Source organism: Rhizobium sp. BT03 (assembly GCF_030053155.1).
GTDB lineage: Bacteria > Pseudomonadota > Alphaproteobacteria > Rhizobiales > Rhizobiaceae > Rhizobium.
This window is the reverse complement of sequence record NZ_CP125640.1, coordinates 2617501-2643001: the sequence shown is the minus strand read 5'-3', so window position 1 is coordinate 2643001 and position 25501 is coordinate 2617501. Positions and strand designations below refer to the sequence as shown.

The window sequence follows — 25501 nt, the reverse complement described above, 5'->3', positions numbered from 1 at the left end:
TCAGTGCGCAATCTCCCGGATTTGCTTTCCCCAGGCGGTCTCAGTGACCGGATGCGCTTATGGAGGATAAAGGTGGAACAAATTGTGGCAAAGATAAAGGGAAAGATTGTCGTGGAATTCGAAGGCAATCTTGAGTAGCGCGGTAAAATGTTTCAACGCGCCCATCTAAAACGATTTAAAATTATGGCGCTAAATTTAAATCGATTAAATAATTGATATTACTATATTTTTTCAAGTTTTGTCTCTTGTGTTTTAAAATTTCTACCCGTATTTTCGCGATTAGTTTTAACGGCAACGAGCCTGAGCGAAGGGAACTAGCCATGGAAATGTTCGGAGTTCATAACCCGGCAACAGAGCTGGCAACGGTTGGATTGGGCGGCGCAGCCAGCGTTCGCTACAACTTTTCCGCCGCCGCGCTCTATGAAGAATCGATCCGCCGGGGCGAAGCCGAACTGACCGCTCAGGGTGCGCTGAGGGCCCTTACCGGCCAGCACACCGGCCGTTCGCCGCGCGACAAGTTCGTCGTTCGCGATGCCAACACCGATGGCGAAATCTGGTGGGACAACAACAAGCCGCTCTCGCCGGAGCATTTCGCTCTGCTGCGCGCGGATATGCTGGCGCATGCCGCCGGCAAGGATCTGTTCGTCCAGGATCTCGTCGGCGGTGCCGAAGAAGGCCATGCGCTGCCGACCCGGGTCGTCACCGAGTTTGCCTGGCATTCGCTCTTCATCCGCAATCTGCTGATCCGTCCGGAGACGGCGGCGCTCGCCACCTTCGTGCCGAAGCTGACGATCATCGACCTGCCGAGCTTCAAGGCCGATCCGGCCCGCCACGGCTGCCGCACGGAGACGGTGATCGCCTGCGATCTCACCAACGGCCTCGTTCTCATCGGCGGCACCTCCTATGCCGGTGAAATGAAGAAATCGGTGTTCACCGTTCTCAATTACCTGCTGCCGGCCAAGGGCGTGATGCCGATGCACTGCTCGGCCAACGTCGGCCCGGATGGCGATGCGGCAGTGTTCTTCGGCTTGTCCGGCACCGGCAAGACGACGCTTTCGGCCGATCCGGCCCGCACGCTGATCGGCGATGACGAACACGGCTGGAGCGAAAACGGCATCTTCAATTTCGAAGGCGGCTGCTACGCCAAGACCATCCGTCTGTCGGCCGAAGCCGAGCCGGAAATCTACGCGACGACGCAGCGTTTCGGCACCGTGCTCGAAAACGTGGTGCTGAACGAACGCCGCGAGCCGAATTTCGATGATGGGTCGCTGACGGAGAACACCCGCTGCGCCTACCCGATGCATTTCATCCCGAACGCCTCGGAAACCGGCCGGGCCGGGCATCCGAAGACGATCATCATGCTGACCGCCGATGCCTTCGGCGTCATGCCGCCGATCGCCCGTTTGACGCCCGACCAGGCGATGTATCACTTCCTGTCCGGCTACACCGCCAAGGTGGCCGGCACCGAGAAGGGTGTCGTCGAGCCGGAAGCGACCTTCTCCACTTGCTTCGGTGCGCCTTTCATGCCGCGGCATCCGGCTGAATACGGCAACCTGCTGAAGGAGCTGATCAGCCGCCATGGCGTCGAATGCTGGCTGGTGAATACCGGCTGGACCGGCGGCGCCTACGGCACCGGCAAGCGCATGCCGATCAAGGCGACGCGCGCCCTTCTCGCGGCTGCCCTGACCGGCGAACTCGGTCAGGTCGAATTCCGTGCGGACACCAACTTCGGCTTCGCCGTGCCGGTCTCCGTCAACGGCGTCGACAGCAGCATCCTCGACCCGCGCTCGACCTGGGCCGACAAGGCAGCCTATGACGCGCAGGCCGAAAAGCTGGTCTCGATGTTCATCGCCAACTTCGCCAAATTCGAGGATCACGTCGATGGCGGCGTCCGCGATGCGGCCCCGGGCGTAAAGGTTGCGGCCGAATAAGCTGAGCCCGCCTTAAACAAATTCTCTGACTCACGTGAAACCCGGCATCGCAGGATTGCCGGGTTTTTCGATTGACGGCCGATATTTTCAATTCACCGCCGATGTGAGATAGAACGCCGCATGGCCAGCGACGCGCTCTATATCGATGACAGAATCACCATATCAGGATGGGAGCTGACGGAACAATTCGTTCTGGCGGGCGGTCCCGGCGGGCAGAATGTCAACAAGGTCTCGACCGCGGTCCAGCTGTTTTTCAACATTCCGAATTCGCCCTCCCTCAACGATCGCATCAAGGCCAATGCGGTCAAACTCGCCGGCCGGCGCCTGTCGAAGGACGGCGTGCTGATGATCGAGGCGAGCCGGTTTCGTAGCCAGGACCGCAACCGCGAGGATGCGCGCGAGCGGCTGAAGGAGCTGATTCTGGAGGCCGCCAAGCCGCCGCCGCCGCCGCGCAAGAAGACCAGGCCGACCAAGGGTTCGGTCGAACGCCGCCTGAAGGAAAAATCCGGCCGCTCCGAAGTAAAGAAAATGCGCGGCCGCCCCGGCGGCAGCGGCGGCGAATGAAATGCCGGAGCTTTTGAGCGGCATTCGCCACCTTCCCGGCTATCTCGACCGGGCGCGTCAGGAGGCGCTGGTCGAGGTGATCCGCAAGATCGTCGCCGAAGCGCCGCTTTATGTGCCCGCCATGCCCGGAACCGGCAAGCCGATGTCGGTGCGCATGACCAATTGCGGGCCGCTCGGCTGGGTGACCGACAAGGAGCGCGGCTACCGCTATCAGCCGACGCATCCGGCAACCGGCAGGCGCTGGCCCGATATGCCGCAGGAATTGCTCGATATCTGGAATGATGTGGCCGCTTACGACAGCCCGCCGGAAGCCTGCCTGGTAAACTTCTATTCCGACGAAGCGCGCATGGGCCTGCATCAGGACAAGGACGAACAGGATCTGCAGGCGCCGGTCGTCTCGATCTCGCTCGGCAACAGCTGTCTCTTCCGCATCGGCGGCCTCAACCGCAATGATCGCACGCTATCTTTCAAGCTTTCGAGCGGCGATCTGGTCGTATTGGGCGGCGAGGGGAGGCTGTGTTTCCATGGCGTCGACCGCATCCATCCAGCGACCTCGACGCTGTTGAAGAACGGCCGCATCAATCTGACGCTGCGCCGCGTCAATCCTCCAAGCTGATGGTCAGCGAGGATCGCCTGCTATAGTTTCCGCAGCGCGACCTGCTCGATCAGATGATCCTTGCCCTTTTTCAGGATGAGATCGGCACGCGGCCGCGTCGGCAGGATGTTCTGGCGCAGGTTTTTCAGGTTGATATTCGCCCAGAGATCCCCGGCGATTTCGAGCGCTTCCGCGTCGCTGATCGAGGCGTAGCGATGGAAAAAGGAGTTCGGATCGCGGAAGGCGGTCTCGCGCAGCCGCATGAAGCGGGCGACATACCAATTGTGGATCTGGTCTTCGGCGGCATCGATATAGATCGAGAAGTCGAAGAAATCGGAGACCATCGGCACGATCTTGCCGCCGGCAGGCAGGTCGCGCGATTGCAGCACGTTGATGCCCTCGAAGATCAGGATGTCGGGCCGGTCGACGATCTTGTATTCGTCCGGCAGCACGTCATAGACGAGGTGCGAATAGCTCGGCGCCCTCACATCCGGCTGCCCGGCCTTGATTGCCGAGAGAAAGCGCAGGATCGCCGCCGTGTCGTAACTCTCCGGAAAACCCTTGCGCTGCATCAGCTTTTCCCGCTGCAGCACGGCATTCGGATGAAGGAAGCCGTCGGTGGTGACGAGATCGACCTTCGGGCTGGAAGGCCAGCGCCCCAGAAGCTCCTTGAGGATACGGGCGGTGGTCGATTTTCCGACGGCGACCGAGCCGGCAATGCCGATGACGAAGGGCGTCTTCGTCACATCGGAGAGGCTGAGGAAGCGGTTGCGCTGTTCGAACAGCATCTGCGAGGATTCGACATGTGCCGACAGCAGCCGCGACAGCGACAGATAGATGCGCCTGACCTCGTCGAGGTCGATCGGGTCGCCCATCGAACGCAGCCGTTTGACCTCGTCGCTGGTCAGCGTCAGCGGCGTATCGGCGCGGAACTTCGCCCATTGTTCGGAAGAGAAGAAGTGGTAGGGCGAATAGGAGTCCGACTGGAAGTGATCCAACGTTTCCGGCACCCCGATAATCTCAGTCGCGATACTCATGAACCCTGCCGGCCGGCCTTTTCCTTGAGGCCGGACTGCGCGGTTCTGCGCTCGAGTTCGGCCATGACATTCTCTAACGGTATTTCAGCAATCTTCAATACGACCAAAAGGTGATAGAGCACATCGGCGGCTTCATAGGTCAGATTGTCGCGGTCGCCGGTCACCGCCGCCATCACGGCTTCGATCGCCTCTTCACCTAGCTTCTTGGCCGCTTTCGGCTGGCCGGCGGCGACGAGCTTGGCTGTCCAGGATTGCTCCGGCGAGGCTGTCGACCGCTCTTTGACGATGCTTTCGAGATCGGAAAGGGAAAATCCGCTCATATGTCCGCTTTCAAGGTTCAGTCGAGCCGCATGTCGATGCCGCACTTCGACATATAGTGCTTGGCCTCGCCGACGGAATAGGTGCCGAAATGGAAGATCGACGCGGCGAGCACGGCATTGGCATGGCCCTCCTTCACCCCGGCGACGAGATCGTCGAGGTCGCCGACGCCGCCCGAGGCGATGACGGGCACACGCACCGCATCGGCGATCGCTCGCGTCAGTTCCAGATCATAGCCGACCTTGGTGCCGTCTCGGTCCATCGAGGTGACCAGCAGCTCGCCGGCGCCGCGCTCAACCATCTTCCGGGCGAATTCGACGGCGTCGAGGCCGGTCGCGTTGCGGCCGCCATGCGTATAGATTTCCCAGGCGCTGAGATTGTCGCCGCCGACCGCTTGGCTACGCCTGCGCTTGGCGTCGATCGAGACGACGATGCATTGGTCGCCGAACTTGTCGGCCGCCTCGGTGACGAAATCGGGATTGCTGACCGCTGCCGAATTGATCGAGACCTTGTCGGCCCCGCAAAGCAGCAGCTTGCGGATATCGGCGATGGTGCGCACGCCGCCGCCGACCGTCAGCGGCATGAAGCATTGGTCGGCCGTGCGCGACACGACGTCGAAGATCGTCTCGCGATTGTCCGAGGACGCGGTGATGTCGAGGAAACAGAGTTCGTCGGCGCCGGCCGCATCATAGGCCTTGGCCGCTTCGACCGGATCGCCGGCATCGACGAGATTGAGGAAGTTGACGCCCTTGACGACGCGGCCGTCCTTGACGTCGAGGCAGGGGATGACACGGGCTTTAAGGGTCATTTACGCAGTCTCCTTTGCCCTGCTGGCCTTGATCAGCGCCAGCGCTTCCGCGGGGTCGATACGGCCGTCGTAAAGCGCCCGGCCGGAGATCGCCCCTTCCAGCTTCTGCGCGTCGGGCTGCAGCATCCGCTTGATGTCGTCGATCGAGGCCAGGCCGCCCGAAGCAATGACGGGAATGGAAACGGCGTCGGCAAGCGCCAGCGTCGAGCTCCAGTTGATGCCGGTCAGAATGCCATCGCGATCGATATCGGTGTAGATGATCGCGCTAACGCCGGCGCCCTCGAATTTCCGGGCGAGCTCGACGATCCCGAGTTCGGAAGCCTCCGCCCAGCCCTCGACCGCCACCTTGCCGCCCTTGGCATCGATGCCGACGGCGACGTGGCCGGGAAATTTCCGGCAGGCCTCGATGACCAGATCAGGATTTCTGACCGCGACGGTGCCGAGAATGACGCGCCGCAGCCCGCGCGCGAGCCACGCTTCGATATGATCGAGCGTGCGGATGCCGCCGCCGAGTTGCACCGGATTTTTCGTTGCTTTCAGGATCGCCTCGACGGCGTCGCCATTGGCCGAATGTCCCGCAAAGGCGCCGTCGAGATCGACCACGTGCAGCCATTCGAAACCCTGCTCTTCGAAGGATTTCGCTTGGGCGGCCGGATCGGTGTTGTAGACCGTCGCCTGCTGCATGTCGCCGAGCTTGAGGCGGACGCATTGGCCGCCCTTCAGGTCGATCGCGGGAAAAAGGATCATGTCGTCTACGTCCGTAAAGTGGTCGGTACCATCAGCGCATTCCACGCATCTACGATATCCGAGTGGAAAAAGACAGCGGCAATGGTGGCCGCGCCGAAAAGCAGAAGAAGAAGCAAGGCGACGGTAAGGCCGGCACGAACCTGGCGCCAGAATCCGAGACGCCGCTTCATCGATTTTTCGATGTCGCGCACCTCGCGCAGCGCCTGGCTGTTGACGGCGGCGAGCCGGATTTCCGGCTCCATCGCCTCAACATAGGTTTCGGCATAGCTCGACAGGATCTGCGAGGCGCGGTCGCGCAGCGTATTGCGGAGGTCGGTCGAGAGATAATTGCCGGCGACGGCGGCAAGCTCGGCCTCGTTGGGCGAACGGCCGGCATTGCGTTTGCGATAGCTGAGGACGAAATCGCGTTTCTGCCGCTCGTAGAGGGCGTAGGCAAGCAGGCCGATCAGATCGTCCTCGCCCTCGATATAAAATTCCAGCACGGCTTCGGCAATGTCGCCGGCGTTGATGCCGTTGGCGCGCAGCTGCGAATTCTCGTTGCCGGCAAGGAATTCGTGGATCATCGGTCCAGCCTTTCTTTCAACGCCTTGGCCGCATTGGAAAGCGCTCTTTTGTGAACGGTCTCATCGACGCGGCGGATGATCGTTCCATCGGGAAGCCGGATGTCCGAGAAGGGAGGCAGGCCTTCTCTGGAGGGTCTCAGCGTGTAGGACACCTTGCCTGATTTCCGCGAAGCCGGCATCGAGCGCACTCCTGTTCCGCTGTTTCTATAACGGAGAAATAAGGCTGAGGTATTACGGGTTCCAGCGCAGGAAATTGGCGATCAGCGCCAAGCCGAGCTTTTGGCTCTTTTCCGGGTGAAACTGTGCCCCCACCATGTTGTCGCGTCCGACGAGAGCGGTCATCGCGCCGCCATAGTCGACGGTTGCGATGACATCGTCGGCGTTCTCGGCGGCAAGATGGTAGGAATGCACGAAATAGGCATGCAGCCCGTCCGGGCCGGTCGCAATGCCGTTGAAGACCGGGTGGTCGCGCTGCAGGTCGAGCGTGTTCCAGCCGATCTGCGGGATCTTCAGTTGAGGGTCATTAGGCGTCATCCCGACGACGTCGCCGCGGATCCAGTTAAAACCGTGCGTCACGGTCTTTTCGAGGCCGCGCGAGGACATCAGCTGCATGCCGACGCAGATGCCGAGGAACGGCCGCGCCTTCTTCTCGACGGCCTCGATCAGCACCTCGGCCATGCCGGGCACGGCATCGAGGCCGCGCCGGCAATCGGCATAGGCGCCGACACCCGGAAGCACGATACGATCGGCGGCGGCAACATTTTCGGCCCTGTCGGTGAGATCGATATGCGCATCGATGCCCGCCTCACGGGCGGCCCGCTCGAAAGCCTTGGTGGCCGAACGCAGATTGCCCGAGCCATAGTCGATAATCGCGACGCGCATCGTCAGCGTCCTCCATCAAAACCAAAGAGACCAAGCGATGTCGCTTGGCCATGCGGGCCGTTCGATCGGGCCTTGTTCTCCCAATCCGGTGCTGCGGCTGCGTCGGTGTCGGGCTGCGCCGCCCTGTCGGAGAAGTAGACGTCCTCGGCAATGCCGATCGTATCGGCTGCAATGAGCGCGTCTTCATTCCAGCCCTTGCCGGCGAGGTTGCGGATGCGGAGATTCTGGCCCTCGAGGCCGACCAGCAGGTTCACGCCCAGCGTGAGTGCCGCTCCCGCCGGCCAGAGACCCGGTTCGTCCATCAGCGCGCCGCCGATCGCCTGCAGCAGAAAGGCGGCCGCCGCATATAACCACAGCCGATGGGCCAGCAGCCAGGCCCATGGAAACAGCAGACCGAGCCATGTGAAGCCGTCGCGGATCACGCGCGTCTCGTCAAGGCGCGTGCCTGCGCTGCCGGGCGGTGTCAGGAAGATATAGCTGGATGTCATTGTCGCCGCTCCCTTGAGGGGCTCAGACGAGCGTGCCCTTGGTCGAGGGAACGCGGCCCGCCTGTCTCGGATCGATCTCTGTCGCCGTGCGCAATGCGCGGGCGACGGCCTTGAAGCATGTCTCGGCAATATGGTGATTGTTAGCGCCATAATGGTTGAGAATATGCAAGGTGATGCCGGCATTCTGGGCGAGCGCCTGGAAGAATTCGCGAACGAGTTCGGTATCGAACGTGCCGATCTTCGGCGCGCTGAAAGCGACGTTCCAGACGAGGAACGGCCGGCCGGAAAGATCGACCGCGGCCTTGGTCATCGTCTCGTCCATGGCGAGATCGATCGAGGCGTAACGGGTGATGCCGCGCCGGTCGCCGAGCGCCTTGGAGATCGCCTGGCCGATGGCGATGCCGGTATCCTCGACCGTGTGATGGTCGTCGATATGCAGGTCGCCCTTGGCCTCGATCTCCATGTCGATCAGGGAATGCCGCGAAAGCTGGTCGAGCATATGGTCGAAGAAGCCGACGCCGGTCGAAATCTTCGATTTGCCGGTGCCGTCGAGATTGACGGAGACGGAAATCGAGGTTTCGTTGGTCTTGCGGGAAACGCTGCCCGTGCGGCTTGCTGCGGTCTCGGCCATATGGCCCTCCATCGGAATAAGGCCGTTCCTTATCAGGCGTATCGGCAAATATCCAGAAGCCGGGCAAGAGAAAAGCCCGCCCATTTGCAAACGGCGCCGGCCCACTTACATAGGGCTCGACAGGGCCGATGTGCGGTCGAGGTAAAAGCCCGCGTTGTGGGCAGACAGGTGTTTGATGACAACGATCATTACAGTTCGAAAAGGCGGCAAGGTGGTGATGGCGGGCGACGGCCAGGTGAGCCTCGGCCAGACCGTCATGAAGGGCAATGCCCGCAAGGTGCGCCGCATCGGCAAGGGCGAGGTGATCGCCGGTTTCGCCGGCGCCACCGCCGATGCCTTCACCCTGCTCGAAAGGCTTGAAAAGAAGCTGGAGCAATATCCCGGTCAGCTGATGCGCGCCGCCGTCGAACTCGCCAAGGACTGGCGCACCGACAAATACCTGCGTAATCTCGAAGCCATGATGCTCGTCGCCGACAAGTCGATCACGCTGGCGATCACCGGCAATGGCGACGTCCTGGAGCCCGAGCATGGCACGACGGCGATCGGTTCGGGCGGCAATTTTGCCTTCGCCGCCGCCCGCGCGCTCATGGATACCGACAAATCGGCCGAAGAGATCGCGCGCCGCGCCCTCGAAATCGCCGCCGACATCTGCGTCTACACGAACCACAATATCGTGGTGGAAACGCTGGATGTCGAAGGCTGACCATCAGGCCTTCCGGCCGCTGCCGCGGCGAACAAAGAGGAATTGCGGCCGGGTGCTGTTGATGGCCCCGGACCGCCAGGAGAATGACACGCAATGACGACTTTTTCCCCCCGCGAGATCGTTTCCGAACTCGACCGCTACATTATCGGCCAGCATGACGCCAAACGCGCCGTTGCGATTGCGCTGCGCAACCGCTGGCGCCGCCAGCAGCTGGACCCGAGCCTGCGCGACGAAGTGATGCCGAAGAACATCCTGATGATCGGCCCGACCGGTGTCGGCAAGACCGAGATCTCCCGCCGCCTGGCAAAACTCGCCGGCGCGCCCTTCATCAAGGTGGAAGCCACCAAATTCACCGAAGTCGGCTATGTCGGCCGCGATGTCGAGCAGATCATCCGCGATCTGGTCGAGGTCGGCATCGGTCTGGTGCGGGAGAAGAAACGGACCGAGGTCCAGGCCAAGGCGCATGTCAGCGCCGAGGAGCGTGTTCTCGATGCGCTGGTCGGCACCACCGCATCGCCCGCCACCCGAGAGAGCTTCCGCAAGAAGCTGAGGGATGGCGAACTCGACGACAAGGAAATCGACATCGAGGTGGCCGATGCCGGTTCCGGCATGGGCGGCTTCGAAATACCCGGCATGCCGGGCGCCAATATCGGCGTGCTCAACCTGTCTGAGATGTTCGGCAAGGCGATGGGCGGACGCACCAAGAAGGTCCGCACCACGGTCAAGGCCTCCTATACCGACCTGATCCGCGATGAGTCCGACAAGCTGATCGACAACGAGGTGATCCAGCGCGAGGCCGTTCGTTCCACCGAGAATGACGGCATCGTCTTCCTCGACGAAATCGACAAGATCGCCGCCCGCGACGGCGGCATGGGCGCCGGCGTTTCGCGCGAAGGTGTCCAGCGCGATCTCCTGCCGCTCGTCGAAGGCACGACGGTCTCGACCAAATACGGGCCTGTGAAGACCGACCATATCCTGTTCATCGCGTCGGGCGCCTTCCATGTCTCCAAACCCTCCGATCTTCTGCCGGAGCTGCAGGGCCGCCTGCCGATCCGTGTCGAATTGCGTGCGCTGAACAAGGAGGACTTCCGCCGGATCCTGACCGAGACGGAAGCAAGCCTCATCCGCCAGTATCGCGCGCTGATGGAAACCGAAAGCCTGAGCCTCGAATTCACCGACGACGCGATCGATGCGCTCGCCGATGTCGCCGTGCATCTGAACTCTTCCGTCGAAAACATCGGCGCCCGCCGTCTGCAGACGGTGATGGAGCGTGTTCTGGACGATATTTCCTACAATGCGCCCGATCGCGGCGGCACGGCCATCACCATCGATGCCGCCTATGTGCGCGAACATGTCGGCGATCTCGCCCAGAATACCGATCTCTCGCGCTTCATTCTGTGATATCGGCGCACCGGTCCGTGTCTTTCCCGATGTGAATGCCGGATTGTGACGAACTCTATCCTCGACAGCGGGCCTTTTACTTTTTAGTGAAGGCCCGTTTTGTTTTCCGCTCCGGCTTTATTCGGCCAAGATTCTGGTCCAGTCAGCCGCATCGCAAACAGGACGATGGAACGGGACGGGATAGCGGATCGTGCGACGCCTTTTGACAAGCCTTTTGATTGCCGCTGCCCTGGTGAATTCGGCGCCTGCCTTCGCCATGCAGACGGTGCCGGCCGGCAACCGTCATGCCGAGCAGCCCGATATTCCGGGCGCGTCCGTCAGGCGCACCAAGGGAACCAAGAGCAGCTTCGATCTGAAATATGAAAAAGTCCACGAGCTCTTGGCGACCGATCGCGAGCTGATGGGCAAGATTCGCAAGGTCTCCAGCGCTTACGGCATCAATCCCATCCATGTCGTCGGCGCGATCGTCGGCGAACACACCTATAATGTCGACGCCTATGACCGGCTGCAGGCCTATTATGTCAAGGCCGCTTCCTATGCCGGAGAAAGCTTCCGTTTCGCCTACGACGGCGAAAACGTCGACGATTTCGTGGCGCGGCCGCAATTTGCCGAATGCAAGGCCAAGAGCGATTCCTACACGCTCTGGTCCTGCCGCGAGGATGTCTGGGAAAGCGATTTCCGCGGCAAGACGGTGGGTGGCAAGAGCTTCCCCAACAACCGCTTCAGCGCGGTCTTCTTCCAGCCCTTCTATGCCGGCCAGACCTTCGGCCTCGGCCAGGTCAATCCGCTGACGGCGCTGATGCTCTCCGATCTCGTGTCCCGCGTCTCCGGTTATCCGAAGCTGAACGAGAAGAATGCCGGCGCCGTCTACAGGGCGATCATGGATCCCGATATCTCGCTCGCCTTCGTCGCCGCCTCGATCCGCCGGTCGATCGACGATTACAAGGAGATTGCCGGCATGGATATTTCGGGCAATCCAGGCCTGACCGCGACGCTTTATAATGTCGGCAACTCGCGCCAGCGCGCAGCAGCCCTTGCTGCGAAAAACCGTGCTTCCGGCACGGCCGTCTGGCCGGAAGAGAATTATTACGGCTGGCTGATCAACGACAAGCTGGACGAACTCAAGGGCCTGCTCTAGCTTCAAGCCTGACGGGAAGGCGTCGATCTTCCCCGAAAGGCTTTTCCGATGGACATGCGTCCTGATCCCTTCGTTCCGCCGGCGCCGTTGCCGCGCACCGTGCCGCCGAGCCGGCTGGAAATCATCCGCACCATCCTGCGCAACCCGCTCGAGCTCTGGGGCGAACCGTCCTACACGCTGCCCTGGATCCGCACCAATTTCTTCGGCCAGCGGACGCTGATCGTCAATGATCCCGGCCTGATCAAGCATGTGCTGGTCGACAATGCCAATAATTACCGCATGTCGGATGTGCGCCAGCTCGTCCTGCGTCCGATCCTCCGCGACGGTCTTCTCACCGCCGAAGGTCCTGTCTGGAAAAGATCACGCAAGGCGGTGGCGCCGGTTTTCACGCCCCGCCATGCCCAGGGTTTTGCCGGGCAGATGCTGCGCCAGTCGGAAGACTATGCTCGCAAATATCTGAGTGCGGGCGAGGCGGGGGCCGTTTTCGATATCAGCACGGACATGACCGAGCTGACCTTCGCGATCCTCGCCGACACCTTATTTTCAGGTGAAATCGTCACTTCGAGCGGCCATTTCGCCGATGACGTCAATGCTCTCCTGCATCGCATGGGCCGTGTCGATCCGATGGATCTGATGCGCGCTCCGTCCTGGGTTCCACGTGTGACACGCATCGGCGGTCGGAAAGTGCTGGAGAAGTTCCGCGCCATCGTGCGCGACACGATGGATATGCGGCTGGCCAAGATGAAGGCCGATCGCGGCACGGCACCCGAAGATTTCCTGACCCTTCTGCTGGAGCAGGCCGGCCCCGACGGGCTGACGAAGGAAGAAATCGAAGACAATATCCTGACCTTTATCGGCGCGGGGCATGAGACCACGGCACGGGCACTGGCCTGGACGCTCTATTGCGTCTCGAACAGCCCGCATATCCGCGAGGCGATGGAGGCCGAAATCGACGCGGTGCTCGCCACCGGGGCCGAACCTGTGGCATGGCTGGACATGATGCCGCAGACGCGCGCCGCCTTCGAGGAGACGTTGCGCCTCTATCCGCCAGCGCCATCCATCAATCGCGCCGCCATATCGGACGACTCCTGGATAAGCCCCAAGGGCGAGCGGGTCGAGCTCGAGGCCGGGGTCACGGTGCTGATCATGCCCTGGACGCTACATCGCCACGAACTCTATTGGGACAGGCCGCGCGCCTATATGCCCGAGCGCTTCCTGCCCGAAAATCGCGGCTCTATCGGCCGCTTCCAGTTCCTGCCTTTCGGCGCCGGTCCGCGTGTCTGCATCGGTGCCACCTTTGCGCTTCAGGAGGCGGTGATTGCCCTTGCCGTCCTGATGCATCGCTATCGCTTCGATTCCACCGATGAGACCAACCCCTGGCCGGTGCAGAAGCTGACGACGCAGCCGCAGAACGGCCTGCCGATGCGGGTGACGCCGCGCATAGTTTCCCGATAAGCATAAATCTTTCGAATTATTGCGGAATTGACTGTGAATGAAAGCCGGGCAAACTGACAGCATTGACAGTTGTTGCAGGGAGAATGCCGCATGAGCCGCATTGATAAGAACGGGCTTGCCGTCGAAGCCGTCCTTCATGATTTTCTCGTCCAGGAAGTTTTGCCGGGCCTGGCGGTCGATGCGGACAAGTTCTTTGCCGATTTTTCGGCGATCGTCCACGACCTCGCTCCGAGGAATCGGGCGCTGCTGGCAAAACGCGACGAGCTGCAGCTCAAGATCGACGACTGGTATCGCCGGCACGGCGCGCCTGCGGATATGGACGACTACCAATCCTTTCTGCGCGGCATCGGCTATCTCCTGCCTGAAGGATCGGACTTCCAAGTGTCGACTCAAAATGTCGACCCCGAGATTGCCTCGATCGCCGGCCCGCAGCTGGTCGTTCCCGTCATGAACGCCCGTTATGCACTGAACGCCGCCAATGCCCGCTGGGGCTCGCTCTACGATGCGCTCTATGGCACGGACGCTATTCCGGAGAGTGACGGCGCCGAAAAGGGCGGGGGGTACAACCCGAAACGCGGCGAGAGGGTCATCGCCTGGGTGCGCGATTTCCTCGATACATCGGTGCCGCTGCAGGACAGCCACTGGAAGGATGTCGGCAGTTTCGCCGTCAAGGATGGAGCGCTCGCCCTCCGATCGATCGATGGCGAACAGATATCGCTTGGGGATGGCGGGCATTTTGCCGGCTATCGCGGTGATGCCGCCGCCCCGACGCATATTCTCCTGAAGAACAATGGCATCCATATCGAGATCGTCATCGATGCGACGACGGCCATCGGCAAGTCCGATCCAGCCCACATCTCCGATGTCTGGCTGGAATCGGCGATCACCACGATCATGGACTGCGAGGATTCGATTGCCGCCGTCGATGCCGAGGACAAGGTCGTCGTCTACAGCAACTGGCTCGGCCTGATGAAGGGCGATCTGCAGGAGGAAGTGGCAAAGGGCGGGGCGAGCTTCATCCGCAAGCTTAACCCGGATCTGGAATATATGGGCCCGGATGGCACCGCCTTCGAAGTGCATCGCCGCTCGCTGATGCTGGTGCGCAATGTCGGCCACCTGATGACCAATCCGGCGATTCTCGACAAGGACGGCAATGAAGTGCCGGAGGGCATCATGGATGCCGTCATCACGGGCCTGATCGCGCTTTACGATATCGGCCCGGCCGGCCGGAGGAAGAATTCCCGCGCCGGCTCCATGTATGTGGTCAAGCCGAAGATGCATGGGCCCGAAGAAGTCGCCTTCGCCGTCGAGATCTTTTCGCGGGTCGAGGACGCGCTTGGGCTGCCGCGCAACACCATCAAGATGGGCATCATGGATGAGGAGCGCCGCACGACGGTCAATCTCAAGGAGTGCATCCGCGCTGCCCGCGAGCGCGTCGTCTTCATCAATACCGGTTTCCTCGATCGCACCGGCGACGAAATCCACACCTCGATGGAAGCGGGCCCGATGATCCGCAAGGGCGACATGCGCCAGGCAGCCTGGATTTCGGCCTATGAGAACTGGAACGTCGACATCGGCCTCGAATGCGGCCTTGCCGGCCACGCCCAGATCGGCAAGGGCATGTGGGCGATGCCGGATCTGATGGCGGCGATGCTGGAGCAGAAGATCGCCCACCCGAAGGCCGGCGCCAACACCGCCTGGGTACCGTCGCCGACGGCGGCCACCCTGCACGCCACCCACTATCACCGGGTCAATGTCGCCCGGGTTCAGCAGGGACTGAAGGACCGGGCCCGCGCCAAGCTCTCCGACATCCTCTCCGTACCGGTTGCGGTGCGGCCGAACTGGTCTCAGGAGGAAATCCAGCGCGAACTCGACAACAATGCCCAGGGCATCCTCGGCTACGTCGTGCGCTGGGTGGATCAGGGCGTCGGTTGCTCGAAGGTGCCTGACATCAACAATGTCGGCCTGATGGAGGATCGCGCCACATTGCGCATCTCGGCCCAGCACATGGCGAACTGGCTGCATCATAAGGTGGTCGGCGAGGCTCAGATCGCCGAAACCATGAAGCGCATGGCCGCCGTCGTCGACCGGCAGAACGAGGCGGACCCCGCCTATCGGCCGATGGCAGGCAATTTCGACGGCTCGATCGCCTTCCAGGCCGCTCTCGATCTCGTCTTGAAGGGCAGGGAGCAGCCGAACGGCTATACCGAGCCAGTGCTTCACCGCCGCCGCCTCGAGCTCAAGGCGAAGCCGGCCGGTTGAGAGCATAGTTGAGAACAGAAAAAGGCCGCCGGGACGACAGTCCGGCGGCCTTTTTTATACCGAATTCGGTCTCTAGCTTACTGGATGACGACGACCTTGGACGTGCCCTTGCCGGGACGGACGCGGCTATAAAGGTCGATCACGTCCTGGTTCATCAGGCGAATGCAGCCCGAGGAAGCGGCAGTGCCGATCGAAGCCCATTCCGGCGTGCCGTGCAGGCGGAACAGCGTGTCCTTGCCGTCCTCGTTGAAGAGATACATGGCGCGCGCGCCGAGCGGATTGCTGAGGCCCGGACCCATGCCGTCTTCGACATACTTGGCGACGTCTGGGCGGCGAACGGCCATTTCCTTCGGGGGATGCCACGTCGGCCATTCCTGCTTCCAGGCGACGTAGGCGGTGCCGGCCCATGCGAAGCCCTGCTTGCCGACGCCGATGCCGTAGCGCATGGCCTTGCCGTTGGCCAGGATGTAATAGAGGAAGCGCTCGCGCGTGTTGACGATGATCGTTCCGGGACGCTCCGTGGTCTGGTAGCTGACGACCTGGCGGCGGAACTGCGGCTTGACCCTGTCGATCGGGATCGCCGGCAGAGAGTATCCGGCATCCTTCGTCACGCCATAGGCGTCGTTGAAGATCTGGGCTGTCTGTACGGTCGGGCCTGCGCCCTTGTCGTCGACGGATGCGCTGTCTGAGGTCGAGGAGCAACCGGCCAGTGCGAGCGTTGTCAGCAGGCCAAATACAGGGAATGCATTGCGGATGCGCATAGATGACTCTTGAAGTGTTGGGGCAAGGAGAACAGTCTTTCGACCATCGTTGATTATGGTTTATTTTCGATTAACTTGCGCTTTGCAAGGCTACTGCAGCGCGACAAATCCGTCTGCCGCGCAAATTAAAAGCGCATGGTTTTTTTGCAACAACACGCCAGCCCCTCGGATGGTTATCCATGACGATTTTGAGCGTTTACAATAACAATCCGTTAATCGATGGCCGGCAATCGGACAGAGCCATGATGGTGCGGCGGGGAACGCAGATTTTGCTGCATGAAATGCGCCACGCCGTGCTGCCCGAACTGCCGCTGGCCAGCGGCCGCCGCGCCGATTTGATCACCGTTTCGGAAAAAGGCGAGGTCTGGATCATCGAAATCAAGACGTCGATCGAGGACTTCAGGGTAGATCGCAAATGGCCGGAATACAGGCTGCATTGCGACCGGCTGTTCTTCGCGACTCACGAGGGCGTGCCGCTCGACATCTTTCCCGAGGAGTGCGGGCTTTTCCTGTCGGATGGCTACGGCGCCCACATGATTCGCGAGGCGCCGGAACACCGCATGGCGCCGGCGACGCGCAAATCCGTCACGCTCAATTTCTCGCGCGCTGCCGCCCAAAGGCTGATGATGGCCGAATGGGCGAACGGAAAGCCGTTCACCGTCGATGACGTTTGACCCATCGGCGCCGAGCCCCTGAAGAGGGCGCCAGTCGTGTGGGATATCGTCTGAAAACCGCTCACATTTTTCAGCGTCACGCTCTGGTGGAAACGAGAGCGTATTCGCGCGTAACATTTGCAAGGCGTTCCGAATTGGGCCGAAACCGTTGGCCGGGCTGGTGCGACGCCGTGATGCGCCCCGGTCCGCTGAGGGTGATCTCCGGCTCGGAGAGATCCACCTCGTACAGTCGCTCGCTGGGGAAGACGTCGCAGGGATATTTGACGTTGGGGAGCGTCGACAGTGCAAGTGCCGGTCCTTGCCCGACAGCGGATTCGAGCATGCCGCCGATCCAGCACGGAACATTGCGGGCAGCGCAGAGGTCATGAATGGCGATTGCATTGGTCAAGCCGCCGACGCGTCCCGGCTTGATGTTGATCCAGCCGCAGGCGCCGATATCGATCGCCTTTCGGGCCCGGTCGAGCGATGTGATGCTCTCGTCCAGGCAGATCGGCGTCTTCAACTCGGATTGGAGGCGCGCATGGTCGATCAGGTCGTCATAGGCAAGCGGCTGCTCGATCATCGCAAGGCCGAACCGGTCGAGTTCGCGAAACATGCCGATATCGTCGAGCGTGAAGGCGCTGTTGCAATCGACATGCAGAACCGCATCGGGGAAAGCTTCGCGCACGCGGGCGACCATATCGAGCCCCCATCCACGGCGGAATTTCAGCTTTGTCCTCTGAAAACCGTCCTGTCGTGCCTTGTCGACCGCCGAGACGAGTTCATCGAGATTATCCATCACCGATATATCGGCACCGACGATCGCATCCGGTCCCTTTCCGCCGATCATCTTCCAGAGCGGTTCACCGGCGATCTTTGCGGCGAGATCCCACCAGGCGGTATCGAGGCCGGCCTTCGTCCAGCGAGACGGTCCGCATAGCGGTCCCGCAGGGTTTCCCACCTTTCGGTTCCGTCGGCACCGACATGAAGCCGCAGGGCTACGACATCGACATGGCGACACTCATCGCCAAGAACTTGGCGCGAAGCTGGAGATAGTGCCGGTGACCTCGGCCAACCGCATACCATACCTGCAGACGAAAAAGGTCGATCTGGTGATCTCGAGCCTGGGCAAGAACCCGGAACGCGCCGCGGTGATCGACTTCTCCGATGCCTATGCCCCCTATTTCAACGGCGTCTTCGCTCCGGACGACGTGGCCATCAAATCGATTGCCGATCTGTCCGGAAAGGTCGTCGGCGTGACCCGCGGATCGATCGAGGATCTGGAGCTGACAAAGAGCGCGCCTGCGGATGCGACCACCAAGCGCTACGAGGACAACAATGGCACGATCTCGGCCTTCCTGTCGGGTCAGGTCGTGGCAGTGGTGACCGGCAATGTCGTGGCAGCCGCAATTCTCGACAAAAATCCGCCCCGCAAGCCCGAACTGAAGTTCCTGATCAAGAACTCGCCCTGCTATGTCGGCATGAACAAGAACGAGCCGGAACTGATGGCCAAGGTCAACGAGATCATCGCTGCGTCCAAGAAGGACGGCACGTTGGACGACATCTCGATGAAGTGGCTTCACCAACCGCTGGACAAGAGCCTCTGACGGTAAACAGCCGGGCCGGTCTGGCGACTGGCCCGGCAGCCTGGCGAGGCCCGTGATGACCTATACATTCGAATTCAGCTGGCTGTTTCAATATTACCCTCAGATCGTCAGGGGCATATTGATCACCTTCCAGCTCATCGCCATCGGCGGCGTGCTCGGCACTTCGCTCGGCATCGTCTGCGCCTGGGTGCGCGCCCTCGGCCCATCCTGGCTGAAACCGGCCGTCGCGACCTATGTCGAGCTCATCCGCAACACGCCGTTCCTGATCCAGCTGTTTTTCATCTTCTTCGGCCTTCCCTCGCTCGGCCTGCAGCTCGACGAACTGACCGCGGCCAATCTCGCCATGGTGATCAATCTTGGCGCCTACAGCTGCGAGATCATCCGCGCCGGTATTCAGGCAACGCCGAAGGGACAGTTCGAGGCCGGCGCCAACCTGGCGATGAGCCCATTCGAGACCTTCCGCCACGTCGTACTCGTTCCCTCCCTGCAGCGCATCTGGCCGGCGCTCTCCTCGCAGGTGGTCATCGTCATGCTCGGCTCTTCCGTGGTGTCGCAGATTGCCGCCGAAGACCTGACCTTCGCCGCCAATTTCATCCAGTCGCGGACGTTCCGCGCCTTCGAAGCCTATATGGTCTCGACCGTGATCTATCTGGCGCTGGCAATCCTGCTCAGGCAGGCGCTGGCGATCATCGGCGGGTTCATCTTTCCAAGAAGGCTTGTCCGATGATCGAATTCACCATCTGGGACATCCTGCGCAACCTGCTGCTGGCAACGCGCTGGACCATTCTTCTCTCGCTCGTGTCCTTCGCCGGCGGCGGCGCGGTCGGGCTTTGCCTGCTGTTTCTGCGCATCGGCAAACGCAAGCCGCTGCGCCTGCTGGCGAAATATTACATCGAGCTGTTTCAGGGAACGCCGCTGCTGATGCAGCTGTTCATCGCCTTCTTCGGCCTTGGCCTGTTCGGCATCGACGTGCCGGCCTGGCTTGCCGCGGGGCTAGCACTGATCCTGTGGACCGCCGCCTTTCTCGCCGAAATCTGGCGCGGCTGCGTGGAAGCTGTCGCCAGGGGACAATGGGAAGCTTCCGCCAGCCTCGGCATGGGGTGGCTGCAGCAGCTGCGTTACGTCGTGCTGCCGCAGGCCATGAGGATTGCGATCCCGCCGACGGCCGGGTTTTCCGTCCAGGTCATCAAGGGCACTGCGCTGACCTCTATCATCGGCTTCGTCGAACTCTCCAAGGCTGGAACGATCGTCACCAACGCCACCTTCCAGCCCTTCACCGTCTACGGTCTCGTCGCGCTCATCTATTTCGCGCTCTGCTGGCCTTTGTCGAAAAGCAGCCAGATCCTCGAAAGGAAGCTCAATGTCGCTCATCGAAATCACTGAGGTCCGCAAGAGCTTCGGCGACAATGAAGTTCTCAAGGGGATCAACATCGGCGTCGAACCCGGCGAAGTCATCGCGATCATCGGCAAGAGCGGCTCGGGCAAGTCGACGCTGCTGCGCTGCATAAACGGGCTGGAGAACATCGACTCAGGCTCGATCTCGGTCGGTGGCGCCCAACTCCTGCCCGACGAAGTGCATTTGAAGGCGCTTCGGCTGAAGGTTGGCATGATCTTCCAGCAATTCAACCTCTTCCCGCATCTGACCGCCGGGGCCAATGTCATGCTCGCCCAGACGGTGGTGAAGAAGGCGCCGAAGGGCGATGCAGAGCGGATCGCCCGGGAAATGCTTGCCCGGGTCGGGTTGGCGGGGAAATTTAATGCCTATCCGGACGAACTTTCGGGTGGGCAGCAGCAACGCGTGGCGATCGCACGGGCGCTCGCTATGCAGCCGATCGCCCTTCTTTGCGACGAAATCACCTCGGCGCTCGATCCGGAACTCGTTTCGGAGGTGCTCGCGGTCGTCCGCACGCTTGCCGCCGATGGCATGACCCTGATCATGGTGACCCATGAGATGAATTTTGCACGCGACGTCTGCAATCGCGTCGTCTTCATGCACCAGGGCTGGCCGCGTCCACGAGATGGACCTCCTCGGAAGATCTTTTCCGAACCGGCGACCCCGGAGCTCCAGCAATTCCTGGGTGTCAAAGCCTCGGCCTAGCGTGGATCCGGGCGCGGTTGACGCAATTCGGTCCTGACGTTTGGGATTTAAACGTCAAATGCCGCGGCCATTCTATTTCGGCGCCCGTTTGGCAAGGATGCGCTGCAGCGTGCGCCGGTGCATATTGAGCCGGCGCGCCGTTTCCGAGACGTTACGCTCGCACATTTCGTAGACCCGCTGGATATGTTCCCAGCGCACCCGGTCGGCAGACATCGGATTTTCGGGAAGCTCCGCCTTTTCGCCTGCCCGCTGTGTCAGTGCCGAAAAGACGTCGTCGGCATCGGCAGGCTTTGCCAGGTAATCGACGGCGCCGAGCTTTACGGCGGTCACCGCCGTTGCGATATTGCCGTAGCCGGTCAGCACGATGATCCTGGTGTCGTCGCGCCTCTGGCGGATCGCTTCGATGACGTCGAGCCCATTGCCGTCGCCGAGCCGAAGGTCGACCACCGCATATTTCGGCGGCCTGCCTTTCGATTTCGCAACGCCTTCGGCCACTGATTCGGCCGTCTCCACCTGGAAACCGCGCGTCTCCATCGCCCGGGCCAGCCGGCGCAGGAACGGACCGTCATCGTCGACGATCAGCAGGCTGGCGTCGGGACCGATATGGTCTTCATCCCTAGCGGCGAAATTTTCATGATTTTGTTCTGTCATCGTCTTGGCCCTGGCGCTTGAACGCCCGATCTGCGTCAACCGCTTATATCCTACTTATGCCGACAAAGTCACTTTGTCGAATTTGCGTCGATCAGCATGCGCGGCCATTCGATCCGGATACGCGCGCCCGCATTTTCCGGCTCGCGATTCTCGAAAATCAGCGATGCCCCCGAGCGCTCCAGCAGCGTCTTGGCGATGAAAAGCCCGAGCCCGAGACCGCCCGCCGTATCCTCTTTCTGCCGCCTGGTCATGTAAGGCTCACCGATCCGCGTCAGAATATCGGGGGCGTAACCATTGCCGTCGTCCTCGATGATGATCAGCACTTTATCGTGATCATGCTCGACGGTGATCCTGACCTTCTCCCGCGCATAATCGACGGCGTTTTCGATCAGATTGCCGAGCCCGTACATGATGCCGGCATTGCGGTCGGTCACCGGCTCGTCCTTACGCGGGCTCTTTTCGATCAGCTCCAGGACGATGCCGAATTCCCGGTGCGGCGCGACCACCTCCTCGATCATCGAGGAAAGCGGCAGCCGGCGCATATGCGCTTCGCCTTCCGAGGAGAGTGTCGTCAGCCGCCGCAGGATGTCACGGCAGCGTTCGCTCTGGCTGCGCAGCAGCATCACATCCTCACGGAAACGATCGTCGTCCTTGAGTTCCCGCTCCATTTCCTTGGCGACGACGCTGATCGTCGCAAGCGGCGTGCCGAGTTCGTGGGCCGCCGCCGCCGCCAGTCCGTCGAGCTGCGAAAGATGCTTTTCCCGCTGCAGCACCAGTTCGGTCGCAGCCAGCGCATCGGCAAGCTGGCTTGCTTCCATCGACACCCGATAGGCATAGAAGGCGGCGAATGCCATCGTCGAGGCGATCGAGCACCAGACGCCGAACTGCATGACGTTGTGGACATTGATCTCGACCCCGTCGAACCACGGCAGCGGAAAGGGCGAAAAGGCAAGCACGGTGATGCACACCATCGCAAAGCCGATCAGCGCCGTGCTGTAACGGATCGGCTGCGAGGCAAACGAGATGATAACAGGCACGCAGACGAGGGCTGCGAAAGGATTGGCAAGGCCGCCGGTGATGAAAAGCAGCGCGCAGAGCTGCAGAAGATCGAAGCCGAGCAGCGCAAAGGCGGCCGGCGATTCCAGCCGGTGTGTCGGCGGATAGCGGATCGTCAGGTAGAAGTTCACCCAGGCAAGCGCGGCGATCAGCGACGAGCTGGCAATCAGCGGCAAGGGAAATTTCAGCCAGAAGGCCACGATGAATACCGTCAGCGCCTGTCCGCCGACCGCAAGCCAGCGCAGCCGCACCAGCGTCTGCAGGCGCAGCCTGCGGCTGCTGTGGCGGTCCTCCAGCGTAAGGCTTTCCGTCTTGTCGATCATGCCGTGGGCTCCTTCAGTGGGCTCATGTACCACGCGGTTTTGCCCGTGTCGTCGGCAAGGCGTCTTCCGGCCGCTCCGGCCAGGGATGCCGGGGATAGCGGCCGCGCATATCGGCGCGCACATCCTTCCATGAACCGGCCCAGAAGCCGGGCAGGTCACGCGTCGTCTGGATCGGCCGATGCGCCGGCGAGGTCAGTTCGAGCAGCAGCGGCAGACGGCCTCCGGCGATCGCCGGGTGCTGCTTCAGCCCGAACAGCTCCTGCACGCGGATCGTCAGCACCGGCTCCTCGCCCTCATATTGGATCGGGTGCCTCTGGCCGGTCGGCGCTTCGAAATGGGTCGGCGCAAGTCGGCCAAGGTCGCGCTGCACCTCGTGCGGCACCAAGGACATCAGCCCGTTCGAAAGCCCGGCTGCGGAAATTTCGGAAAGGCCGCGGGCCTCCGTCTGAAACGGGCCGAACCAATCGTCCAGCCGGGAAAGCAGGGCATCATCGCCGACATCGGGCCAGGGCTCGCCGATCGTCCGGTGAAGAAATCCGATCCGCTCGCGAAGCTGGACGGCCTCCTTCGAGAAGGCGAGATGATCGAGCCCGAGTTCGCGCACCCCCTCCACCAGCGCCTGGGTGACCGCAGGCCCGGAAGGCCGGGGCAAGGGCGTCTCTTCGAAGACGATTGCACCGAGCCGGGTTGCCCGCCGCGCCCGTATCTGCCGGCTTTGCCGGTCGAAGAAGATCTGATCGCCGGTTTTGATCTCGCCGGGCAGCTCGGCGTCGATATCGCCGCGCGTCACCTCGGCTGCCGCCAGAACCCGTGCCTGTGCCGCCCGGCCGGTGAGATCGGCGATGACAAGCATCTGGCTGCCGGCCAGCCTCTCGGTTTCAGGCAGTTCCGCGCCGCGCCCGTTCGCCATCACGAATCGGCCGCGCCCGCCGCGCTGAAGCGCGATGCGATCCGGGAATGCATGCAGCAGCAGCTGGCCCGCAAGCGCCGGCGCCGTTGCAGTGACTTTGTCGAGGCCGCTCGCCAGCCGCGCCGCCAGCCGCCGCGAGGCCTCCGCTCTTTCGCCGCGCTCGGCCTTGAAGCGTCGCAGCCGCTCCTCGATATCGATGTTGGTTCCGCCCAGACCCTGTTCGGTGAGAAGCACGGCGATCAATGCCGCATCCCGGGCGTGCCCCGATTCGCCCGCTGAAACGACCATGGCCGCGAGCCGCGGCGGCAAAGCGAGATCGCGCATCACCTTGCCGCGCGCGGTCAGCGCCCCATCCTTGTCGAGCGCACCGAGCTGGCCGAGCAGCCCCCGCGCTTCCTTAAGCGTCGTCTCCGGCGGCTGGTCGACGAAGGCAAGCGATCCCGGATCCTGGACGCCCCAATGGGCGAGATCGAGCACCAGTCCGGAGAGATCGCTGGACAGGATCTGCGGCGGCGTGAAGGCCGGCAGGGCCGCTGTCTGTCCCTGGTGCCACAGCCTGACGGCGATGCCCGGTTCCGTTCGTCCGGCACGGCCCGCCCGCTGATCGGCGGACGCCCGCGACACGCGCACTGTCTCCAGCCTTGTGATCCCGGTCGACGCCTCGAACACCGGTAGCCGCTGCAGCCCGCTGTCGATCACGATCCTGACGCCGTCGATGGTGATCGAGGTTTCGGCGATCGACGTCGCGAGCACGATCTTGCGCGTGCCCTTCGATGCCGGCCGGATTGCCGCGTCCTGCTCCTTCTGGCCAAGATTGCCATAGAGCGGTGCAATCAGCGTCTCGGGTCCGAATCGTCCCTGCAGACGTTCCGCGGTTCGCGTGATTTCCGCCTGGCCGGGCAGGAAAGCGAGGATCGAGCCGGTTTCATCGGCATGCGCATCGAGGATCGCCCGCGTGACCGCATCCTCGATGCGCTCGCCGCCCGGCCGATCCTGGTAGCGGATATCGATCGGAAAGCTGCGCCCCAGGCTTTCGATGACAGGCGGATGGTCGAGAAGGTCCGCCACACGTTCGACGTCGAGGGTCGCCGACATCACGAGGATACGCAAATCCTCGCGCAGCGCCGATTGGACGTCGAGCGCCAGCGCCAGCCCGAAATCGGCGTCGAGCGAACGCTCATGGAATTCGTCGAAGATCACCGCAGAGACGCCGGCGAGTTCCGGATCGTCGAGGATCATCCGGGCAAAAACCCCTTCGGTCACCACCTCGACCCGCGTCGCCGCCGATATCCTGTTGTCGAGGCGCATGCGGTAGCCGACCGTGCCGCCAACCTGTTCGCCGAGCAATGACGCCATCCGGCTTGCCGCCGCCCGCGCCGCCAGCCGCCGCGGCTCCAGCAGGATGATCTTGCCGTCGCCGCGCCAGGCCTGGTCAAGCAGATAAAGCGGCACCAGCGTCGTCTTGCCGGCACCGGGGGGTGCGGAAAGGACGGCGCGTTTCTGCTCCCCCAGGGCGGCACCGACGGCCGGCAGGACATGGGAAACCGGAAGCTCCGGCAATGATGCACTGATTGTCACTTTCGCCCTGTCATCGTCTTATAGGCAAGGATAGCGCCGGCCAGCCGTTCTCATCGAGAACAAGCATCTCCGCCGGATCGGTCTTGGCCCCAAATTAGCGAGTGAGGCGCGTCATAGGCAAGCACCTGGAATTCCGCCTCAAGCACCCCATATAAGCTTTGCTCCCCTCGCCGAAGCCATTCTTTCGGGATTCGGCGAAAACGAATCTCAAAAACCGCCCGATCGGGCGGCGAATTCCCTCGTTTTGGGAGGTGAGCGATAAAAACCCTTCATTTTCAACATGTTACAAAAATGTCAAAAAACTTTTGGTATGGCTGTTGACTTGGAAAAGGGGTTGGTTC

27 protein-coding genes are annotated in these 25501 nt (G+C 61.9%); 13 read left to right on the top strand and 14 right to left on the bottom strand.

Annotation, left to right across the window (positions count from 1 at the left end; all coding sequences use genetic code 11):
* Positions 1-320 precede the first annotated feature (320 nt).
* The 3 genes from QMO80_RS13020 (at position 321) to QMO80_RS13010 (ending at position 3111) form a co-directional block, all read left to right on the top strand.
* Positions 321-1931 (top strand): phosphoenolpyruvate carboxykinase, encoded by a 1611-nt coding sequence (locus QMO80_RS13020; protein WP_283196963.1) that lies wholly within the window; start codon positions 321-323, stop codon positions 1929-1931.
* A 120-nt stretch (positions 1932-2051) separates the two neighbouring features.
* Positions 2052-2495, top strand: a complete 444-nt coding sequence (gene arfB, locus QMO80_RS13015) for an alternative ribosome rescue aminoacyl-tRNA hydrolase ArfB (protein ID WP_283196962.1) — start codon at positions 2052-2054, stop codon at positions 2493-2495.
* A 1-nt stretch (position 2496) separates the two neighbouring features.
* Positions 2497-3111, top strand: a complete 615-nt coding sequence (locus QMO80_RS13010; RefSeq protein ID WP_283196961.1) for an alpha-ketoglutarate-dependent dioxygenase AlkB — start codon at positions 2497-2499, stop codon at positions 3109-3111.
* A 20-nt stretch (positions 3112-3131) separates the two neighbouring features.
* On the opposite strand, the gene coaA is transcribed toward QMO80_RS13010, so the two are convergent.
* From coaA to hisB, 9 genes are read right to left on the bottom strand one after another with little or no spacing between them, the layout of a single operon-like run.
* Positions 3132-4127 (bottom strand): type I pantothenate kinase, encoded by a 996-nt coding sequence (coaA, locus tag QMO80_RS13005; RefSeq protein ID WP_283196960.1) that lies wholly within the window; start codon positions 4125-4127, stop codon positions 3132-3134.
* The gene (locus tag QMO80_RS13000) at positions 4124-4447 is read right to left on the bottom strand and encodes a phosphoribosyl-ATP diphosphatase (RefSeq protein ID WP_283196959.1); all 324 of its coding nucleotides are present in this window, start codon (positions 4445-4447) and stop codon (positions 4124-4126) included. The genes coaA and QMO80_RS13000 overlap by 4 nt, the downstream gene beginning before the upstream one ends.
* A gap of 17 nt (positions 4448-4464) precedes the next feature.
* Positions 4465-5253, bottom strand: coding sequence for an imidazole glycerol phosphate synthase subunit HisF (gene hisF / locus QMO80_RS12995; RefSeq protein WP_283196958.1), 789 nt, complete (start codon positions 5251-5253; stop codon positions 4465-4467).
* Positions 5254-6000, bottom strand: coding sequence for a 1-(5-phosphoribosyl)-5-[(5-phosphoribosylamino)methylideneamino]imidazole-4-carboxamide isomerase (hisA, locus tag QMO80_RS12990; protein ID WP_283196957.1), 747 nt, complete (start codon positions 5998-6000; stop codon positions 5254-5256). It lies immediately after the preceding gene.
* A gap of 5 nt (positions 6001-6005) precedes the next feature.
* Positions 6006-6563: a hypothetical protein gene (locus QMO80_RS12985; protein WP_283196956.1), complete on the bottom strand. Its 558-nt coding sequence runs from the start codon at positions 6561-6563 to the stop codon at positions 6006-6008.
* Complete coding sequence (locus QMO80_RS12980; protein ID WP_283196955.1) at positions 6560-6742, bottom strand: hypothetical protein; 183 nt, start codon at positions 6740-6742, stop codon at positions 6560-6562. The genes QMO80_RS12985 and QMO80_RS12980 overlap by 4 nt, the downstream gene beginning before the upstream one ends.
* 52 nt (positions 6743-6794) lie before the next feature.
* Positions 6795-7445 carry an imidazole glycerol phosphate synthase subunit HisH gene (gene hisH / locus QMO80_RS12975; protein WP_283196954.1) on the bottom strand — a complete coding sequence of 217 codons (651 nt, stop codon included), beginning with the start codon at positions 7443-7445 and terminating at the stop codon, positions 6795-6797.
* A 2-nt stretch (positions 7446-7447) separates the two neighbouring features.
* A complete protein-coding gene (locus QMO80_RS12970; protein WP_283196953.1) occupies positions 7448-7933 on the bottom strand; it encodes a DUF2628 domain-containing protein in 486 nt (161 codons plus the stop codon).
* A 22-nt stretch (positions 7934-7955) separates the two neighbouring features.
* Positions 7956-8564 (bottom strand): imidazoleglycerol-phosphate dehydratase HisB, encoded by a 609-nt coding sequence (hisB, locus tag QMO80_RS12965; RefSeq protein ID WP_003583306.1) that lies wholly within the window; start codon positions 8562-8564, stop codon positions 7956-7958.
* 175 nt (positions 8565-8739) lie between these two features.
* Here hisB and hslV point away from each other — a divergent pair, with 175 nt between their 5' ends.
* From hslV to QMO80_RS12940, 5 genes are all read left to right on the top strand, one after another.
* Entirely contained in the window at positions 8740-9267 is a 528-nt protein-coding gene (gene hslV, locus QMO80_RS12960; protein ID WP_049732693.1) for an ATP-dependent protease subunit HslV, read from the top strand.
* A 93-nt stretch (positions 9268-9360) separates the two neighbouring features.
* A complete protein-coding gene (gene hslU, locus QMO80_RS12955) occupies positions 9361-10668 on the top strand; it encodes an ATP-dependent protease ATPase subunit HslU (protein WP_283196952.1) in 1308 nt (435 codons plus the stop codon).
* A gap of 190 nt (positions 10669-10858) precedes the next feature.
* The gene (locus QMO80_RS12950) at positions 10859-11806 is read left to right on the top strand and encodes a DUF1402 family protein (protein WP_283196951.1); all 948 of its coding nucleotides are present in this window, start codon (positions 10859-10861) and stop codon (positions 11804-11806) included.
* Positions 11807-11854: 48 nt separating this feature from the next.
* On the top strand, positions 11855-13261 hold the full coding sequence (locus QMO80_RS12945; protein WP_283196950.1) for a cytochrome P450: 1407 nt from the start codon (positions 11855-11857) through the stop codon (positions 13259-13261).
* Between the two features lie 90 nt (positions 13262-13351).
* Positions 13352-15523, top strand: coding sequence for a malate synthase G (locus QMO80_RS12940; protein ID WP_283196949.1), 2172 nt, complete (start codon positions 13352-13354; stop codon positions 15521-15523).
* A gap of 77 nt (positions 15524-15600) precedes the next feature.
* On the opposite strand, the gene QMO80_RS12935 is transcribed toward QMO80_RS12940, so the two are convergent.
* Positions 15601-16284, bottom strand: coding sequence for a L,D-transpeptidase (locus QMO80_RS12935; protein WP_097625135.1), 684 nt, complete (start codon positions 16282-16284; stop codon positions 15601-15603).
* Positions 16285-16463: 179 nt separating this feature from the next.
* Between QMO80_RS12935 and QMO80_RS12930 the strand changes: the two genes are divergently transcribed.
* On the top strand, positions 16464-16958 hold the full coding sequence (locus tag QMO80_RS12930) for an MmcB family DNA repair protein (RefSeq protein ID WP_049732699.1): 495 nt from the start codon (positions 16464-16466) through the stop codon (positions 16956-16958).
* Positions 16959-17034: 76 nt separating this feature from the next.
* Here QMO80_RS12930 and menC read toward each other — a convergent pair whose 3' ends face one another.
* The gene (menC, locus tag QMO80_RS12925) at positions 17035-17898 is read right to left on the bottom strand and encodes an o-succinylbenzoate synthase (protein ID WP_283196948.1); all 864 of its coding nucleotides are present in this window, start codon (positions 17896-17898) and stop codon (positions 17035-17037) included.
* On the opposite strand from menC, the gene QMO80_RS12920 reads away from it, so the two are divergent.
* Genes QMO80_RS12920 through QMO80_RS12905 form a run of 4 tightly spaced genes read left to right on the top strand, consistent with a single transcriptional unit; the run spans position 17783 to position 20642 of the window.
* Positions 17783-18544 (top strand): transporter substrate-binding domain-containing protein, encoded by a 762-nt coding sequence (locus QMO80_RS12920; RefSeq protein ID WP_283200181.1) that lies wholly within the window; start codon positions 17783-17785, stop codon positions 18542-18544. The genes menC and QMO80_RS12920 overlap by 116 nt on opposite strands.
* Before the next feature lie 55 nt (positions 18545-18599).
* Complete coding sequence (locus QMO80_RS12915) at positions 18600-19271, top strand: amino acid ABC transporter permease (RefSeq protein WP_283196947.1); 672 nt, start codon at positions 18600-18602, stop codon at positions 19269-19271.
* Entirely contained in the window at positions 19268-19927 is a 660-nt protein-coding gene (locus QMO80_RS12910) for an amino acid ABC transporter permease (protein WP_283196946.1), read from the top strand. The genes QMO80_RS12915 and QMO80_RS12910 overlap by 4 nt, the downstream gene beginning before the upstream one ends.
* Positions 19905-20642 carry an amino acid ABC transporter ATP-binding protein gene (locus QMO80_RS12905; protein WP_283196945.1) on the top strand — a complete coding sequence of 246 codons (738 nt, stop codon included), beginning with the start codon at positions 19905-19907 and terminating at the stop codon, positions 20640-20642. The genes QMO80_RS12910 and QMO80_RS12905 overlap by 23 nt, the downstream gene beginning before the upstream one ends.
* A gap of 72 nt (positions 20643-20714) precedes the next feature.
* On the opposite strand, the gene QMO80_RS12900 is transcribed toward QMO80_RS12905, so the two are convergent.
* The 3 genes from QMO80_RS12900 to hrpB form a co-directional block, all read right to left on the bottom strand.
* On the bottom strand, positions 20715-21293 hold the full coding sequence (locus tag QMO80_RS12900) for an ActR/PrrA/RegA family redox response regulator transcription factor (RefSeq protein ID WP_283196944.1): 579 nt from the start codon (positions 21291-21293) through the stop codon (positions 20715-20717).
* 68 nt (positions 21294-21361) lie between these two features.
* On the bottom strand, positions 21362-22672 hold the full coding sequence (locus QMO80_RS12895) for an ActS/PrrB/RegB family redox-sensitive histidine kinase (RefSeq protein WP_283196943.1): 1311 nt from the start codon (positions 22670-22672) through the stop codon (positions 21362-21364).
* Positions 22673-22694: 22 nt separating this feature from the next.
* Complete coding sequence (gene hrpB / locus QMO80_RS12890) at positions 22695-25160, bottom strand: ATP-dependent helicase HrpB (RefSeq protein WP_283196942.1); 2466 nt, start codon at positions 25158-25160, stop codon at positions 22695-22697.
* Positions 25161-25501: the final 341 nt, after the last annotated feature.

Bases quoted from the DNA above. Each gene is read 5' to 3' on its own strand.
- QMO80_RS13020 (WP_283196963.1), top strand. From the start codon at position 321: ATGGAAATGTTCGGAGTTCATAACCCGGCAACAGAGCTGGCAACGGTT.
- arfB (WP_283196962.1), top strand. From the start codon at position 2,052: ATGGCCAGCGACGCGCTCTATATCGATGACAGAATCACCATATCAGGA.
- QMO80_RS13010 (WP_283196961.1), top strand. From the start codon at position 2,497: ATGCCGGAGCTTTTGAGCGGCATTCGCCACCTTCCCGGCTATCTCGAC.
- coaA (WP_283196960.1), bottom strand. From the start codon at position 4,127: ATGAGTATCGCGACTGAGATTATCGGGGTGCCGGAAACGTTGGATCAC.
- QMO80_RS13000 (WP_283196959.1), bottom strand. From the start codon at position 4,447: ATGAGCGGATTTTCCCTTTCCGATCTCGAAAGCATCGTCAAAGAGCGG.
- hisF (WP_283196958.1), bottom strand. From the start codon at position 5,253: ATGACCCTTAAAGCCCGTGTCATCCCCTGCCTCGACGTCAAGGACGGC.
- hisA (WP_283196957.1), bottom strand. From the start codon at position 6,000: ATGATCCTTTTTCCCGCGATCGACCTGAAGGGCGGCCAATGCGTCCGC.
- QMO80_RS12985 (WP_283196956.1), bottom strand. From the start codon at position 6,563: ATGATCCACGAATTCCTTGCCGGCAACGAGAATTCGCAGCTGCGCGCC.
- QMO80_RS12980 (WP_283196955.1), bottom strand. From the start codon at position 6,742: ATGCCGGCTTCGCGGAAATCAGGCAAGGTGTCCTACACGCTGAGACCC.
- hisH (WP_283196954.1), bottom strand. From the start codon at position 7,445: ATGCGCGTCGCGATTATCGACTATGGCTCGGGCAATCTGCGTTCGGCC.
- QMO80_RS12970 (WP_283196953.1), bottom strand. From the start codon at position 7,933: ATGACATCCAGCTATATCTTCCTGACACCGCCCGGCAGCGCAGGCACG.
- hisB (WP_003583306.1), bottom strand. From the start codon at position 8,564: ATGGCCGAGACCGCAGCAAGCCGCACGGGCAGCGTTTCCCGCAAGACC.
- hslV (WP_049732693.1), top strand. From the start codon at position 8,740: ATGACAACGATCATTACAGTTCGAAAAGGCGGCAAGGTGGTGATGGCG.
- hslU (WP_283196952.1), top strand. From the start codon at position 9,361: ATGACGACTTTTTCCCCCCGCGAGATCGTTTCCGAACTCGACCGCTAC.
- QMO80_RS12945 (WP_283196950.1), top strand. From the start codon at position 11,855: ATGGACATGCGTCCTGATCCCTTCGTTCCGCCGGCGCCGTTGCCGCGC.
- QMO80_RS12940 (WP_283196949.1), top strand. From the start codon at position 13,352: ATGAGCCGCATTGATAAGAACGGGCTTGCCGTCGAAGCCGTCCTTCAT.
- QMO80_RS12935 (WP_097625135.1), bottom strand. From the start codon at position 16,284: ATGCGCATCCGCAATGCATTCCCTGTATTTGGCCTGCTGACAACGCTC.
- QMO80_RS12930 (WP_049732699.1), top strand. From the start codon at position 16,464: ATGACGATTTTGAGCGTTTACAATAACAATCCGTTAATCGATGGCCGG.
- QMO80_RS12915 (WP_283196947.1), top strand. From the start codon at position 18,600: ATGACCTATACATTCGAATTCAGCTGGCTGTTTCAATATTACCCTCAG.
- QMO80_RS12910 (WP_283196946.1), top strand. From the start codon at position 19,268: ATGATCGAATTCACCATCTGGGACATCCTGCGCAACCTGCTGCTGGCA.
- QMO80_RS12905 (WP_283196945.1), top strand. From the start codon at position 19,905: ATGTCGCTCATCGAAATCACTGAGGTCCGCAAGAGCTTCGGCGACAAT.
- QMO80_RS12900 (WP_283196944.1), bottom strand. From the start codon at position 21,293: ATGACAGAACAAAATCATGAAAATTTCGCCGCTAGGGATGAAGACCAT.
- QMO80_RS12895 (WP_283196943.1), bottom strand. From the start codon at position 22,672: ATGATCGACAAGACGGAAAGCCTTACGCTGGAGGACCGCCACAGCAGC.